This is a genomic window from Gordonia mangrovi (genome assembly GCF_024734075.1).
Classification (GTDB): Bacteria; Actinomycetota; Actinomycetes; order Mycobacteriales; family Mycobacteriaceae; genus Gordonia; species Gordonia mangrovi.
Window position 1 is genome coordinate 1,127,012 of the sequence record NZ_CP102850.1, and the last position, 15,725, is coordinate 1,142,736.

The 15,725-nt window shown below is 64.1% G+C and carries 15 protein-coding genes; 8 read left to right on the forward strand and 7 right to left on the reverse strand.

The features are described from left to right. Positions 1-10: 10 nt before the first annotated feature. The 4 genes from NWF22_RS05185 to NWF22_RS05200 are packed head-to-tail and all read left to right on the forward strand — an operon-like array spanning position 11 to position 4,857. A complete protein-coding gene (locus NWF22_RS05185; RefSeq protein WP_160900323.1) occupies positions 11-994 on the forward strand; it encodes a UDP-glucuronic acid decarboxylase family protein in 984 nt (327 codons plus the stop codon). Further along, complete coding sequence (locus tag NWF22_RS05190) at positions 991-2,949, forward strand: glycosyltransferase family 2 protein (protein ID WP_160900322.1); 1,959 nt, start codon at positions 991-993, stop codon at positions 2,947-2,949. The genes NWF22_RS05185 and NWF22_RS05190 overlap by 4 nt, the downstream gene beginning before the upstream one ends. Next, entirely contained in the window at positions 2,946-3,986 is a 1,041-nt protein-coding gene (galE, locus tag NWF22_RS05195; RefSeq protein ID WP_233750853.1) for a UDP-glucose 4-epimerase GalE, read from the forward strand. Before NWF22_RS05190 ends, galE begins: the two co-directional genes overlap by 4 nt. A gap of 1 nt (position 3,987) precedes the next feature. After that, the gene (locus NWF22_RS05200) at positions 3,988-4,857 is read left to right on the forward strand and encodes a glycosyl hydrolase (protein WP_160900321.1); all 870 of its coding nucleotides are present in this window, start codon (positions 3,988-3,990) and stop codon (positions 4,855-4,857) included. A gap of 510 nt (positions 4,858-5,367) precedes the next feature. Here the strand turns inward: NWF22_RS05200 and NWF22_RS05205 are convergent. From NWF22_RS05205 to NWF22_RS05225, 5 genes are all read right to left on the reverse strand, one after another. Next, entirely contained in the window at positions 5,368-6,036 is a 669-nt protein-coding gene (locus tag NWF22_RS05205; protein WP_160900320.1) for a nucleotide exchange factor GrpE, read from the reverse strand. Further along, positions 6,033-7,595, reverse strand: a complete 1,563-nt coding sequence (locus tag NWF22_RS05210) for an Hsp70 family protein (RefSeq protein WP_233750852.1) — start codon at positions 7,593-7,595, stop codon at positions 6,033-6,035. The genes NWF22_RS05205 and NWF22_RS05210 overlap by 4 nt, the downstream gene beginning before the upstream one ends. Next, positions 7,541-8,674, reverse strand: coding sequence for a tetratricopeptide repeat protein (locus tag NWF22_RS05215; RefSeq protein ID WP_160900319.1), 1,134 nt, complete (start codon positions 8,672-8,674; stop codon positions 7,541-7,543). Before NWF22_RS05215 ends, NWF22_RS05210 begins: the two co-directional genes overlap by 55 nt. Before the next feature lie 736 nt (positions 8,675-9,410). After that, a complete protein-coding gene (locus tag NWF22_RS05220; RefSeq protein ID WP_160900318.1) occupies positions 9,411-9,812 on the reverse strand; it encodes a plasmid pRiA4b ORF-3 family protein in 402 nt (133 codons plus the stop codon). Beyond that, the gene (locus tag NWF22_RS05225; protein WP_160900317.1) at positions 9,763-11,121 is read right to left on the reverse strand and encodes an IS1096 element passenger TnpR family protein; all 1,359 of its coding nucleotides are present in this window, start codon (positions 11,119-11,121) and stop codon (positions 9,763-9,765) included. The genes NWF22_RS05220 and NWF22_RS05225 overlap by 50 nt, the downstream gene beginning before the upstream one ends. 603 nt (positions 11,122-11,724) lie before the next feature. Between NWF22_RS05225 and NWF22_RS05230 the strand changes: the two genes are divergently transcribed. From NWF22_RS05230 to NWF22_RS05240, 3 genes are all read left to right on the forward strand, one after another. After that, positions 11,725-12,018 carry a GlsB/YeaQ/YmgE family stress response membrane protein gene (locus NWF22_RS05230; RefSeq protein ID WP_160901357.1) on the forward strand — a complete coding sequence of 98 codons (294 nt, stop codon included), beginning with the start codon at positions 11,725-11,727 and terminating at the stop codon, positions 12,016-12,018. A gap of 173 nt (positions 12,019-12,191) precedes the next feature. Further along, positions 12,192-13,031 carry an ABC transporter ATP-binding protein gene (locus tag NWF22_RS05235; protein ID WP_160900316.1) on the forward strand — a complete coding sequence of 280 codons (840 nt, stop codon included), beginning with the start codon at positions 12,192-12,194 and terminating at the stop codon, positions 13,029-13,031. A gap of 2 nt (positions 13,032-13,033) precedes the next feature. After that, positions 13,034-14,218, forward strand: coding sequence for an ABC transporter permease (locus tag NWF22_RS05240; RefSeq protein WP_233750851.1), 1,185 nt, complete (start codon positions 13,034-13,036; stop codon positions 14,216-14,218). A gap of 33 nt (positions 14,219-14,251) precedes the next feature. Here the strand turns inward: NWF22_RS05240 and NWF22_RS05245 are convergent, their stop codons facing one another. Together NWF22_RS05245 and NWF22_RS05250 are read right to left on the reverse strand one after the other, a co-directional pair. Then, positions 14,252-14,659 (reverse strand): PIN domain-containing protein, encoded by a 408-nt coding sequence (locus NWF22_RS05245; RefSeq protein WP_160900315.1) that lies wholly within the window; start codon positions 14,657-14,659, stop codon positions 14,252-14,254. Continuing rightward, complete coding sequence (locus NWF22_RS05250) at positions 14,656-14,868, reverse strand: ribbon-helix-helix domain-containing protein (protein WP_202398153.1); 213 nt, start codon at positions 14,866-14,868, stop codon at positions 14,656-14,658. The genes NWF22_RS05245 and NWF22_RS05250 overlap by 4 nt, the downstream gene beginning before the upstream one ends. Positions 14,869-15,148: 280 nt before the next feature. Between NWF22_RS05250 and NWF22_RS05255 the strand changes: the two genes are divergently transcribed. Continuing rightward, positions 15,149-15,592 carry an Hsp20/alpha crystallin family protein gene (locus tag NWF22_RS05255; RefSeq protein WP_160901354.1) on the forward strand — a complete coding sequence of 148 codons (444 nt, stop codon included), beginning with the start codon at positions 15,149-15,151 and terminating at the stop codon, positions 15,590-15,592. Positions 15,593-15,725 lie beyond the last annotated feature (133 nt).

Sequence of the window (15,725 nt, forward strand, 5' to 3'; positions counted from 1 at the left end):
GAACTCACCCATGCGTGTCGTCATCACCGGCGGTGCCGGATTCATCGGCTCCCACCTCTGCCAGGCGCTTCATGACCGCGGCGACGACGTGGTCTGCGTCGACAACCTCGCCTCCGGGCGCATCGAGAACATCGCCCACCTGCTGGAGTCGCCCCGATTCCACCTGGAGATCCAGGACATCCGCACCCCGCTCGCCGTCTCGGGTCCCGTCGACGCTGTCGCCAACCTGGCCAGCCTCGCCTCCCCGCCGGGATACAGCCGGCGACCGGTCTTCACCCTCACCACCGGGTCGGACGGCACCAAGAACGCACTCGACCTCGCCGCCACCCATCAGGCCCGGTTCGTGCAGGCCTCCACGAGCGAGGTGTACGGCGACCCGGCCATCCATCCGCAACGCGAAGACTATTGGGGCAACGTCAATCCCACCGGCCCGCGCAGCATGTACGACGAGGCCAAACGCTACGCCGAGGCCCTCGTCGCCGCATACGTACGCGAAGGTGTGAACGCCGGCATCGCGCGCATCTTCAACACCTACGGGCCTCGGATGCGCCTCGACGACGGCCGGGTGGTCACCAACTTCATCGCGCAGTCCCTGCGCGGTGAGCCGCTGACCGTCTACGGCGACGGCGGCCAGACCCGAAGCCTCTGTTACGTCTCGGATCTGGTGCGCGGACTGATCGCCCTGATCGACACACCCGTGCACGGGCCGATCAACCTCGGAAACCCGCACGAGATGACGGTGCTGCAGATCGCCGAACTCGTCCGCGACATCACCGGGTCGACCTCGACGATCGAGTATCGACCGCTGCCGCAGGATGATCCGACCCGCCGTCGCCCCGACATCGGTCGGGCACGAAACGAACTCGGCTGGCAACCGAAGGTGGACGTCGCCACCGGCCTGGCGATGACCATCAACTGGAACCGCAATCACCGGGCGGTGGAGGTCGGCGCCGTGGAGGTCGGCGCGGTGGAGCCGTCGAGGGCGGCCAGTTGACGCCGAGATTCGACGTCGACGCGCCGACCGAGGTCATCGAACGCTACCGCGACCCCGACGATGTGCCGACCGCACCGATCCGGGTTCTCCCCGCACCGCCGTCGTCGGCGAGCGGTCGGCACCGCGCGCTCCCGGCCGCCGAGACGCAGGCAGACGAGGAGGAGTTGCGCGACTACCTGAGTGACCTGTCCGATGGGCGGGTGGTGGACGTGCGCCCGTCGGGGCCGGTGTTCGGGCCACTTCCGCAGCGCCGCACCGCCGGTGCGAACATGCTGGCGCGCACCCTACCCCGTGGTCCCGCACGTGCGATCGCGTTCTTGTCGGCGGGCTGGGTGGCAACCCTCGCCGGGTTGGTGGTGTGGTGGCTGCTGCCCGGCAACCGGATCTCGATTGTCGGCTTCGTCGTCAACTCGGTGCTGTTGCTCGGGGTGCTGGCGCTGTCGATGTTCTTCCTGCAGGCGGTCAACCGGATGCGCAGCCTGGCGCCGGAGGTTGCGCCGCCCTGCCTGCGGGTGGCGATGATCGTGACGAAGGCGCCGTCGGAACCGTGGCCGCTGGTGCGCACCACGCTGGAAGCGATGCTGGCGCAAGATCATCCGTGGCAGTACGACGTCTGGCTGGCCGACGAGGACCCCAGCGAGGAGACCATCGTGTGGTGCGCCGAGCGCGGTGTGCTGATCTCGACCCGCCGCGACGACTCTCGCTACCAGCGGACCACCTGGCCACGCCGGCGTCGCTGCAAGGAGGGCAATCTCGCCTACTTCTACGACCACTTCGGATACGAGAGCTACGACGTGGTCTCCCAACTCGACTCCGACCACGTTCCTGCCCTCGGCTACCTCCGGGAGATGGTGCGCCACTTCGCCGATCCGGCAGTCGGCTATGTGGCAGCGCCGAGTGTGTGCGACGCCAACGCGGGGCTGTCGTGGACGGTGCGCGGCCGCCCGCATGACGAGGCGGTGTTCCACGGCGCGCAACAACTCGGCTTCAACGGCGACGGCACCCCGGTGTGCATCGGGTCGCACTACGCGGTGCGCACCAGCGCACTGCGGCAGATCGGCGGTCTCGGCCCCGACCTCGCCGAGGATTTCACCACCTCGTATCTACTCAACGTCGCCGGGTGGCGTGGCGCGTTCGCGATCAACGCCGCGGCCCGCGGTGACGGTCCGCCTGACTTCGCCGCGATGGTGACACAGGAATTCCAGTGGGCGCACAGCCTCACGACGGTCTTCTTCGGGCTGGTGCTGCGTACGCGCCGCGTGCTCCCCCGCCGGCTGGCCGCACAGTTCACGTTCCAATCCGGATTCGACCTCCTGCTCGCGCTGATGTCGGTCGGCGGGATATGCCTGTTCGCGATCGCCTGCGCCACCGGGTCCCCGTGGGTGTCGGTGAATTTCGTGCTCTTCTTCGCGTTGTGGTTCGCACTCAACGCCTGGATCCTGCTGATCAGCCTGGTGATCCGCCGGCACGGCCTGCTGCGGCCCGCCAACGCCCCGATCGTCAGCTGGGAACGCGCCCTATACGCGGCGAGCCGATGGCCGTTCATCGTTCTCGGCGTGGCCGTCGCGATGGCGGAACGGGTCATGCCACGCACCGTCGACTTCAAGGTGACGCCGAAAGGCAGCACCGGGCCCCAGGTGTTCCCGGTCCGGCTCGTACTGCCGTTCTGCGCGGCCGCGGTGATCCTCACCGTCTGCGCCGCAGCAGGTCTCGACAACCCGCCGGTGGTCGGCTACGTCGGGCTGTCGCTGCTGACCGCCACGGCGCAAGTGACGGTGGCGACTCTGGTCACGGTGCTGCACGCCCGCGACACCCGACGTCGCACCGCTCTCGGTATCGGCGCCGCGACGCGGCTGGTGCGCGCCCCGCTGCTGGTATGCGCCGTAGCGGCGGTGCCCGTCGCCCTCGTCACCGTTGTCTACCTGTCCCATCTCGTGGAAGTTTTCATGACATGACCACCATTCACACCGCCCGCCCGATGCGGGTGCTCGTCACCGGCGGCGCCGGGTTCATCGGCAGCCACACCTGTGTCGAACTCATCGAAGCCGGACACGACGTCATCGTGGTCGACGATTTGTCCACCGGGCACGCCCAGGCGCTCGATCGCGTCGCCGAGATCGCCGGCGCCGCTCCGGTTCTCGAGGTCGCCGACATCACCGACGCGGCAGCGATGGATACCATCTTCGGGCGCCACCGCATCGACGCCGTCATCCATTTCGCCGCACGCAAGGCGGTCGGTGAATCGACCGAGATCCCCCTCGACTACTTCCACACCAACGTCGGCGGCACCGCCACATTGCTGGCCGCGGCGCGGCGGGCCGGCGTGCACCGGATCGTATTCTCCTCGTCGTGCTCGATTTATGGCGCCACCGGCGCCGACGACCTCGACGAAACCGCACCCACCGCGCCGGCCAACCCGTACGCCTGGTCGAAACTCGCCTGCGAGCAGATGATCGAGCAGGCCTGCCGCCATCACGACGATCTCCGGGCGATCAGCTTGCGCTACTTCAACCCGATCGGCGCCCACCCGAGTGGGCTGCTCGGCGAGGACCCCCACGGCACGCCGCGCAACATCGTTCCGTACCTCGCGCAGGTGGCCGCCGGCAAACGCGGGCGGGTGCAGGTGTTCGGAGGGGACTATCCGACACCTGACGGCTCCGCCATCCGCGACTATGTCCACGTCGTCGACATCGCCCGCGGCCATGTCACCGCCCTGGAGCACGTCGACGACCAGCACGGCATGCAACTGCACAATCTCGGTACCGGTCAGGGCACGTCGGTCCTCGAACTGCGCACCGCATTTGCCGCGGCCGCCGAGCGCGACATCCCATTCACCGTCACCGACCGCCGACCCGGCGACGTGCCGAGACTGGTGGCCAACACCGACGTCGTGCGCCTCGCGTGGGGGTGGACACCGAAGTACGATCTGGCCATCATGTGCCGTGACAGCTGGCGTTTCCAGCAACTCAACCCCGACGGGTACCGACGTTGAGATGACATCCGACTTGACTCGCCGCGCCCTGCTGGCCGGAGGCCTCGGACTGGCCGCCGCCGGCTTCGGTCACTCCACGGCGTCTTCGCAACCCCAACAGCTACTGCGACCACCGCCTCCGGGTCCGCTACCTGGTGTCGGCCTCTGGCAGGGACCCGGGGTCAGTACCGCACTCGCGAACTCCGGCGCCCGCTGGTACTACACCTGGACGCCCGACCACGAAGGCGTCGCCACCCCCGCCGGATGTGAATTCGTGCCCATGATCTGGGGTCGACGCGACCTCACCGACGGTGCGCTGCGCCGCGCCCGCAGCAACGGCACCGTGCTGCTCGGCTTCAACGAGCCCGACATCGCCACGCAAGCCGACATGACCGTCGACGAGGCACTGACCGCATGGCCACGACTGCAGCGCACCGGACTACGCCTCGGCGCACCCGCCGTCTCCGCCGACGGACACCTCCCCGGCGGGTGGCTCGACCGATTCATGACCGGTGCCCGAGCACGCGGGTTGCGTGTCGATTTCATCCCCGTCCACTGGTATCCCGGGCCGTGGCTGCGGCGACCGTACTCGTTGCCGGCCGCTCTCGACGACCTGCGCAACTATCTGTACACCGTCCACCGGCGTTACGGCCGTCCGTTGTGGCTCACCGAGTTCAGTCTCATCACCTTTCAGCACACCACCTCAGACGCGATGGCACCGCCGGCACAGACTGACTTCCTCACCGCTGCAGCCGCGATGATGACCACCATCCCCTTCCTCGAACGGTGGGCGTGGTTCTCGTTGCCGCCGTGGCCCGATGAACCGGAGACCGCCCTGTACATCAACGGACGGCCCACCATGGTGGGAGAGCGGTTTCGGATGTTGTCCTGATCGTCAGGGGTGGGTAGTTCGCCCGATCCGGCTGTAGCGATACGCCTCTGTGTGTAGCCCGTCGATCGACAGCCAAGCAGATCGTCGAGTTCCACGATGTGTGCCCGCACCCAGTAGAGCGAGTCGTCGTGCCGGAACGGCGTCAGGCTCGACACGGTCGCACCCGCCCAATGCGTGGTCAGCAACGGCAGCGGCAGCCGGCCGCCGAGCGGCGCGGGACTCCTCCTCGATCTCCCACACCGCTGAACGAGCTGCTGTCTCAGTTCCCCGCCCCGCAATGCGGACAAATCACCGTCACGTGATTCCATGACCGCTTCCCCCAGAACGCTCGACCACAACTCCGACACTTGTGAACCTCCGTGTAATCACCAGTCCGGGAAGGTGATCCGGTCTCCGACATTTGCATTTCCTTTCTTTCAGTGACTCTCGGGATCAACAAGCCCGAGATCACGGTTCACGGTGGCAAATGACAACGGCGGAACGGCGCCTTCGATCCTGCGATCTCTCGCGCTAGCCTTGCACCCACTCACCCACCACCTCGGCAGGGCGAAGAACATGTCCCCCAACTTCATACCCTTGCCGAACTCGCTCGACGATGTGCAGCTCCCGACCCTCACCATTACGCTCGGATAGTGTCTCTACGACACGATGCCGGGCCCTGTCTACTTCTTCGCCGGGAGCGCATTCAATCGTCTCAACACCGAAATCCGCTAGCACGTCCAAGAGTTCGTCGACAACGCTCATCAGTAGCGACCACGGTTCTGCCTGCTTCCTGACAGCCTCAAGCTCTACGCGATCGATCAATGCCGCGATCTGGCGCCCGATCGGACGGAGCAATGACTGCGTCACCCCGGATTCGGCAGCGACCGCTCGGTCTCTCAGTATGACCATCGCGTGCTCGTGGTTGTGCTGAACAGCGTGCGAGGTGGCTCCGAGCGCCTTCTCAATCCGATCGAACCGTGCATTCACCGCCTCCAGAAGCTGACCGTCACGCTCCACTGCCCACCGATTCGACTCAGCAGACGAACGATCAAAGAGCTTCGAGTCACCGCCATCCGCTCGTGCGTTGATCGAACCAGGCGGTACGACATCGTCATCCATAGCTGGCGCCGCCGCCGAACCACCCTCTGCCAGGTCGACACGATCAGCGGACTCCGAAATGTGATCGTTCACACTCATTGCACGACAACTTCTCTGCTCTGCTTGCGAAGGGCAACGACATCGACTTGTTTGAGATTCGAATTTCGGTGTACGGCCATCTGTCCGATCAGCATCTCATTCGCCGAGTCATGCAACTCGACCTCGACTGTCGAGTCTTCATTCACGACAAAGACAACGTTCAGTGGCGCTCTCGCCGGAAGGTCGTAGTCCAAACACAGTAAGGATTCACCAAGGACCTTTACATACTGAAGTTCCACTCCGTTCTCATCGCCTTCGGTGATCTGCAGCCTTATCTGACGCGTAGCCCCGACCGTCGCGAACGAGCTGGCTTTGATGCGATTCGGCACGTGTGTATTCGGCTCCACAACTACGCTGTTCAGCATCTTGGAGCCATCATCCGAAACTACCGCCACGCCGAGACCCTGAGCGACAACATCTTCCACCGTGGCCCGTACTGCAGGTGCTTTCCCCGACTCCGCCGCGCTCCGCAGCTCGGCTACGATCGCGGCACCGAGTGCGACGGCCTCGTCGGGGTGAATACTCTTGTCAGGCTCAAGCCCGGTCCATTCCCTGACCGAACGCTCTATGATCTTCATCCGCGTAGAGCCTCCGACCAATAGCAGCTTGTCTACGTCGCCGTAGGACAAACCAGCCTGGTCCATAACGTCTTCCAATATGTACCGGGTTCTGGTCACCAGGTCCGCAATCGCGCGATCAAATTCGTCGCGGACTATGGTGACCGACTCGCTACCGATACGAACCTTTGCCTTCTCACTTGTCGAAAGCCGATGTTTGGCAGCTTCTGCCTGCTCTCGAATAAGCGCAATCTGCCGATAGTCCTCGGTGTCCACAGTTCCACCGAGCTCACGGTACCGATCTGACACCAGCCTGATCAGTTCATTGTCGAAATCGAATCCCCCCAAGTTTCGATCTCCGGCCGACGCCAACACTCTGAAATTGTTGGCCGAGATGTCCATCAACGTGGCATCAAAGGTGCCGCCACCCAAATCATAAACGAGTACCTTTCCGCTATAGGTACCCTTGAGTCCGAAACTGAGCGCTGCCGCGGTTGGCTCATTGATCACCTGCAATACATTCAGTCCAGCGATTTCTCCGGCCTGGCGGGTCGCCGTCCGCTCAGCATCGCCGAAGTAGGCCGGAACTGTGATCACGACGTCGACGACTTCTTCTCCCAGAAAGTCCGATGCATCGTCGACCAAGAACCGCAAAATGAACGACGAAATAGCCTCGGGGCCATATTCGCGTTCGGTCCGGTCGGGCATGAACCTGTAGTCGGGATTGCCCATGTGCCGCTTCACGAACCGTACGACACTGTTCGGCAGGGACGTCTCCGCGTTCTTCGCCTGCTTCCCAACAGTTACTTCGCCGTCATCGAACAGAACCGCGGAGGGGGTTGTATTGTCACCTTCGCGATTGTGGATGATTGTTGGCAGGCCGTCATGGCCCAATACCGCTACCGCTGAATTGGTGGTCCCTAAATCGATACCGACTACACTTCCCATCAGTGACCGGCCATCATCAATGCGACTGAGTTCTTGCGCTGAGATTTCTTCCATCGCGGGACACGTGACTGCCAGATCACCAATCCGGCAACGACAATCGCCCCTAGAATGAGTATCGCGCCGATCCCACTGGAGGCTCCGGAAATGACCAGGCCAAGAATAAATGCTCCGAGGATTCCGCCGATCCAGATAAACGGAGCATCGGACACCATCGTGGGCAGGCACCAGACCGCATCCTTTTGTTTGCGAATGTACGACAGAATATCGTCAGCAGCGCTTTGTACATCTGGGTCTTGGCACAATTGTTTCGCCTCGTCCGCAAGCTCGGCAATCGGCTGTATTTCCGATTCCTGGGTAACTGCGTACGAACCCGATCGCTGTAGTTTCGGAATCGATTCGGCCTTCTCAAGGAGCGCCATCGCAAGGTAGAAGCGGACTGGTTCGGCCCCGGGATGATTCGCGAACACTCTTCGATACATGTCGATGGCTTCGTCGAGGAGTCCGTTCTGTTGGAGGACGGAGCCTTGAGCCAGCGGATAGACGAAACTCGACGTATCCAACTGGGTGGCAACCTGGTACTCCTTGAGCGCGTTTGCCCAGTCCGCCAACTGCTCGTACACGTTCCCCAGGTTGAAGTGATACTCAGCGTTGTTGATCTCGATCTCGGTCGCCTGACGTGCCTCGTAGAGCGCGTCTGGCACCCGGCCAAGTCCCAGATTCGCTCGTGAACGAAGGCTCCATGATTCCGCGTTGCCGCCCAGCACCGTTGTTGCTTCCTTCGCCGCGTAGGCGGCGGAGTGATAGTCGTTGGCAGCCAGAGCCGCCCGCGCCGCCGCGACCCAGTCGGTTCCACCACCCGCTGCCGGTGCAGGCTGCGCCGGTGCTGCAGCAGGCACGATGCCTTGTTGCAGTGCCCGATCGTACTCCGCACGGCGCTCAGGACCCGACAAGAGCGCCTCTCGCGCCTCCCGCAGGCGCTTCATTTTGGTCTCGGCTTCATGCCTCACATCGAGGTTCGGAGACGACGCTCGCTTCGTCCACTGCCGCGTAGCCTGTTTGGAGGCGCGCTCTATCTCGCCTTCATCAGCTGTACGTGGGACACCGAGCAACTCGTAGAAGTCAACTTCGACCATCGTTTGCTCCAATTCTCCTGCCGCGCTGCATAGGTCGCGTTTTGAGTACCTAGGAGTAGCATGTTACGCCGCGAAACTCGGCCCAGGTGTAATCCATTCATGCGAACTCGGCAGGTGTGGGACTGCCCCGTCTCAGCCGGAGTGAACCAGAGTCAAGGGCTGTCCAATCGCCTATCGCCATGATCGTGAAATTCTTTGAGCGATAACAGATTGTGAGAATTCATAGATCCTCCGCGGCACGAGCGACTTTCGACCAGTCTCCCATGTCAACTCTCCCCGCACACCTCCTTGTTCAGCGTGGCCATCGATCGTTCGAAAATCCTTTAGTTAGCATACGATTCGCTAGTTCGGCCTCTCGCGATCTGCGGATTCCGAGCTGTCGCCGCCGAACCCCCGGAGAGAGTCGGACACTTGCTGTTGAAGTGCCCTGGCGGATGACCAAGATTGTCCTGGCGCCGCTGCCCAACCGGTTGTGCCGGCGAAGGGGTGCTATTCGTGATCCGGACAGCAAGCCGCGGTGGATTCGTCCAGTTCTAGGACACTACCTGGGATCTGCCACGACCCATCGTCGCGGCAATTGATCGCCAAGAGCCGCTGGGTGTCGTCGACCACGACGCCAGCGACGCTGACGTCGCGCTTGGTCCGTCCGCCAGCGCTACGTGCCACCTCGGGGCTCGGGTGGAGCTGCCCTCCGCAAGCTCTGCGGCGCCTCAGCTCCGGACGCCTCCGCCAACGACTAAAACAACCGCCGCAGTTGCCGATTCACCGCCGCAAGGTCGAACGCGGTCGGATCGAACGATTGTCCGGGCGACAAGCCGGCCCACTCGCGAAGTTCGGCGTGGTCGGGGTGACGCGGGTCGCTGACCGCAGCGACGAAGTCGTCCCACCCGAACGGCCCGCCGACGTCCTCGAGCGGCGCCATCCCCTCTCCATCGAGGACCGCCGGATGCGATTCGTCGGGAGCGGGATTGATGTCGGCCACGGTGATCAGGTGCGACCACCCGTCGCCGAAGTCGTACTCGTAGGTCATCTGCGCGCCGGGTGCTCGGAGGATTTCGCCGATCATGACGTCGTGTTCGCTGTGCAGATCACCACGACCGTCGCCGGTCAGCGCGCTCGTCCATCCACCGTCGGCCACCGGCGGTGAACTGGTGCAGATGACTATTCTCCCAGTCGAACACGGTCTGCAGGATCTCGTGGAATTCGGTCAGTGTGGTGAGTGAATTGACGACGAGCAGCCGCCACACCGGCGGGTTCACCCCGTCGAGCTCGATCTGCACATGCAGCTCACCCTCGATGGGGGCGTCAGTGAACGGGGCGCCGTCCTTGGCCGTCGGCATCTGGCCGAGTTGCGGTATTGCGGGCAGCACAGCCGGCCGGAGCGCGTCGGGCACCACGTAGGTGTCGGACTCGAGTGTCAGCCACCCTTCGTCGATGGACGAGGCCAGCCGGGAATGCAGCGCACTCACGAGCACTTCGCTGTATCCCAACTTCTCCACCCAGCCGTCGATGTCGGCGCGAGTGTTGGCGAAGTTCGTGCAGCCGGCCATGATGATGGCAGCCAGGCTCTCGTAGAACTGTGTGGAGAACTCGTTGTCGATGTCTTCGGGGAACATGGCATCGATCCAGGTGGTCAATGCGGTGCGAAGTGCCTGCACAGGCGCCGCTTGCCACTCCGCTGCAGTCCGCACCGGCGTCGCCCGCACCGTGTTCACCTTGATCAGCCCCATCGCCTGCGCATAGAGCCACAGGTACCGGAGGGGAGCGAAATTGCTCATGCTGCTGCGACCGGGCGGCATCTCAAGGCCGAGCGCCTGTGCGAGTTCACGGGCGGCTGCCGGTTTGAGCCACCGATTCGGCGTGGTGGGGCGGCCGTCGCCGAGCCAGTCCAACAGCACCGTGATCTGCGCCAACGGTTGGGTGGCCAGCAGTGCCGCTCGTTCGACGTCCTCGTCGACTGGTCCGATCTCGGTGGTGCCCAGCATCAGCCCGACCGCAGCGGGGAGTCGCTCCTGGGCGAATGCGGGCGCATCGGGGTCACCGGCCCACCTGCCGTGCTCGGTCAGGAACCTCGCCAACATCATCCCCGAGAAGGCGATCACCCGCGCCTGGTCGACCGGGATCGATTCCTTCTCGATCATGAAGTCGAGGAAGCTACCCATGGCCTCAACGTCGTCCATCGTCCACGCGGTGGCATCGAACTCCGGATGCACGCCGGCCACCGCGACCAAGAGGATCTCGAGTTGCTCCATGAACCCGTGGACGGAGACCTCTTCGGCGGAGAAGAGCTCAGTCGACACCCACTCCTCGAATCCGGCCGGGATCAGCGCGGATGTCTCCTGTGTGGACGGCGGGAACAGCGGAACCACGGTGGAGTTGTCGCGTGAGGCCCGCTTGGCCTTGCGGCGATCGCGGTTCTGCTGCTTCTTCGACCTGTTCTTCGACATCACATCGAACTGTAGTTGGCCGGCGACGATGACGGTGTTGTGTCCAGTTCCTGCCCTCACGTGTCCGTCCGGATCACCGCGGAGCGTCCTCGAATGGATTATCCAGCCGACACCTCTGACTGGTGATGCTCGCGGACAGTCACGCCCGGCTATGCGGTGGACAGACCCGGTTCTAGGTGAAGAGCATGCCGAAAGTGAGTAGCGCGCTCGCGCCGAAAGACGCTCCGATAACCACAGCAGCTCGTGCGTGGTCGATCACCGGATCGACCGGATGGGGTGCACCGTTCGCGACGAATGGTTCCTTTGCTGCCGACATCGTGGTGTCTCCCCTCGCAGTGCCCTCGCACTGTTTCACAACGCCAAAGGTGTGCCCTGCCGTCTTCTACCGCGTCGTCGGCTTCGTGGCGTATTCGCGACCACGGTGACGTTTCGATAACGGCCCTCCCGGGCCGTACGGGTCGCGAGGGCTACCGAGCCGAGACATCCCCGCTCGGTTTGAGTTTCGTTTCTCCCGGGTAACCAGAGATGCCTCGAACGAGGACAATTGCGATCGCAGAGAAGCTCGAAAGACAGAGAGGTCGCGGAGTGAGCGCGTCAGACGTGATGTACACAGTGGTGGCCGAGCGTTCCACGACCACGACAGCAGTGGGTTGGATCGGCTACATCATCATCGGCGGTATCGCCGGGTGGCTGGCCAGCAAGATCATGGGAACCGATGCCCAGATGGGCGTTGTGCTGAACGTGGTCGTCGGGGTCATCGGAGCATTCCTGGGCGGGTTCCTGCTGAGTTTCGCCTTCGACACCGCCAGCGGCGGATGGTGGTTCACCTTCTTCACCGCGCTGCTCGGGTCGGTGATCCTGTTGTTCCTGGTCAAGTTGGTGACCGGCAGACGCTGAATCCGGCAATGAGCGGGTTGGTTCGGACGCCGAACCAACCCGCTCTTGTTGCGTCTGTGGCAGGTGTTGCGATCTCGGCGCTGCGCTTGGTCATCCTGGCCGCGCGACCCACATCCCGTCGAGTTCGCACGCGCATAGTCGGCCTGTCGGCAGCGGGCAGGTAGTGTCGCCGCATGGCACTGGCGGCTCGCGGACTGACCCGCGCGTTCGGACGACATATTGCGGTCGCGGGCGCCGACGTCTCGGTCGCATCGGGCACCATCACCGGCCTCGTCGGCCCGAACGGTGCCGGCAAAACCACGTTGTTGCTGATGCTGGCAGGGCTGTTGCAGCCGGATACCGGCACGATCACTGTCGACGGAACCGAGATCGACGGTTCGCGGCTGCGGTCGATAGTCGGCTGGATGCCAGATGTGTTCGGCACCTGGGACAGCCTCACCGCGGTCGAGATCCTGTCGACGTTCGGTCGCCTGCACGGGCTCTCGCGTACCGAGGCGCGACGTCGGGCCGTCGACCTGCTCGAGTTGGTGCATCTGGCCGAGTTCGCCGACCGTCCCGCGCACGAACTGTCCCGTGGGCAGAAGCAGCGGTTGGGGTTCGCGCGCACGCTGGTGCATCGTCCCCGTGTGTTGCTGTTGGATGAGCCGGCCTCCGGCATGGATCCCCGGTCGCGGGTGGAGTTGCGTGATCAGTTGCGCGCCCTCGCCGATTCCGGTTGCGCCGTGCTGATCTCGTCGCACATTCTCACCGAGCTGTCGGAGATGGTCGACGATGTGATCATCATGACCGAGGGCCGCACCCGCCCCTCCGAACTGTCGGCGGGACATCGTTGGCGCATCCGGGAGGCGGGGCAGCCTGCGGCGTCGGCGACCACGATGCGTTTTCCCGACGAACAGGTCGCCGCACAACATCTCGCCGAGTTGATCGTCGCGGGCCATCAGGTCGTCGAATTCGCCCGTATCGACACCGAACTCGAGGACGCCTACCTGGCGCTCGACGCCGACAGGACTTGACGATGACCCCCTTGACCAAGACGATGCCGACTGGCGGACCAGCGGCGCCCCGACCACGACGGTTCCGACAGTGGTGGACGGTGGTCGGCGTGATCGTCGGACTCGAAGTGCGCCAACGCGTGCGCACCACCCGCTGGAAGATCACCCTGACGGTGGCATTCCTCGTCATCTCGGCGGTGGTGTTCGGTTCGATGTTCGTCGCGCTCAGTCCGGTGGGCGCCGACTACCGCGACTGGGCGCAGAACCTGTACTCCATCGTGCTGGGCACCCTGCTGTTCCTTGGGATCGTGCTGGCACCCACGTTGACCGCGACCGCGATCAACGGTGACCGCAAGGACGCCACCCTGGCCGTGGTGCAGGCCACCCCCATCAGCAATTGGCAACTCGCCGTGGGCAAGTTGATCGGCAACTGGATGAGCTGTCTGGCGTTGATGGTCATTGCCCTGCCGTATCTGGTGTGGGCCGTCGTGGCCGCACCCTACGGCATCGGGCCCGGCATCCTCGGCGTCATCGTGTGCGCTGCGTTGTTCGCCTGCTATTGCGGTATCGGGCTGGGCTTCTCGGCGATGACGTCACGTCCGGCCGGATCTGCGGTGTTGACGCAGGCGACGGTGTTCTTTCTGCTGCTGGGACTTCCGGCGTTGTTCGGGTTGCTCTACACCACCACCGCACAAGAACACGAGGTGGTGCGGGCGCAGTATTCGTGGTCGGACGAGTTCTCCGAGCCGGTCCAGACTCCCCCACCCTGCGAGGATGTCGAGGTCACGCAGACGTTTCATCACACTGAGCGCATCTGGTGGCTGCTTACCCCGAATCCGGCGCTGATTGTGCCCGATGTCGTTGCCCCCTACGACAACCCACCGGTGGATGGCTGGGACTCCGACAATCTCCCGCCCGGCCCGACACTCGCCGCGCCGATCGCGGAGATGCTGTCGGCGTCCCGCGCGGGTCCCTATGTCGACGCCCCGACCTGTGGCGAGGGGACCGTCTACTACAGCGGCTCTGCCGACGACGGACTCAGCGGGTACTACCGCGACAAGCGCGCACACGAGCAGGCCCGCGTCGGCGACAGCTGGTACCTGGGCCTGTTCATCAACCTCGTGTTCGGCGCGATCGGGGTGGTCGTCGCGGCACGGCGGTTGCGGGTGCCGGCCGGGACGTTGCCGAGAGGGGTGCGGATCGCGTGACCGGGCATGCGACACCCGGGCACATTGCGCAGGTCAGGGCACGATGATCGGCGCTGATCCGTCACCGAGCCGCAACACACCGAAGTGCCGACGATCGAGAGTCGCAATCGTCCTGGTTTGGTAAGCGTCGGCCAGGACGATGTTCGACGCATCGGCGATGCCGATCGGAACGTCGGCGTACTTCTCCACAACAGCTGTCGCCGCCGCGAGCCGATCACGCGACATCGCGGCAAGTTCCCATGCGCCCGAGGCGAGCTCAGCGAGCACCAATCGCTCGGCGCGCGACCCGTGCCGGGTCAACACCAGGTAGTCCAGCTCAGCGACCACATACGGCGACACCACCAGCGGCTCGCTCGCAGACTCGATCGACTCGGCAACGGCATCATGCTGCGGTTCGGCGGCGTCGAAGTACGCCAGCAGCGCGCTCGTGTCGACGATCACTCGCCGAACCCGTCGAGTAGCTCGTCTACTCGATCGGCGATGGGTTCACTCCCGGAAAAGAGCGCACCCCGCGGACGAACGGTGTTGCCACTCAATGCCTCACGGAGCGCCTGCCGCACGACTTCTGCCTCGGAGATCGCCCGGCGACGCGCCTCGAGCTCGATGGCTCGTTTCAGGTCGTCCGGGAGATACAAGGTGGTCTTCGCCATGCCACGTATGGTACCACCGGTGGTATGTGCCGCCACCGGCGACGCTGAGGCCAGGCGCCCGAAATCGGCGCCCACTCGACCGGGAATAGCGCGCAGTCATGGTGTCCTCCTTGTCATTCCGGCGGTGCTGTACTGGCGCGGGACGATCGAAAATTTTCTAGCACTCTTTGCGCTCGAGTGCTAGCGCAACGGTCGATCCAGTGCTATTTATGGAGTTGTACAGCGAATGAGCTGCTCGTCAACGGGTGGCGGGCAGCCTTGGTTCAGGAGGTGAGTGGCTGTGCTTCGTTTTGATCCGTTCAGCGATGTTGATGCGCTTACTCGGGGACTGATGACCGGTTCGATGACCGGGACCCAACGCACCCCGCGGTTTATGCCGCTGGATCTGTACAAGGTCGACGACCACTACATGCTGGTGGCCGACCTGCCCGGCGCCGATCCCGGCTCCATCGACATCAGCGTCGACAACGGCACCCTGACCCTCTCCGCGCAGCGCAGTGCGCCGTCGGACGAGGGTGTGCAGTGGCTGAGCAGCGAACGCTTCGCGGGCACCTATCGACGTCAGTTGTCGTTGGGCGAGGGCATCGACACCTCGCGCATCACCGCCGACTACGACAACGGCGTTCTGACACTGACGATTCCGCTGGCCGAGCGGGCCAAACCGCGCAAGATCGAGGTCGAGGCCAAGGGTCGTCCGGAGCAGATCGCGGCCCATGCGGAGTGATGACGCGGTGACTCGGTAACCGGTTCTGTGACAAGGTTTCGCACTCTGGCGTGGCGGCTGGTCCGTCCACGCCAGAGTGCGGCCATGTCATCGGTGGTTCCGCGGCAATCGCGGACAGTGGTTGACCGCCTTG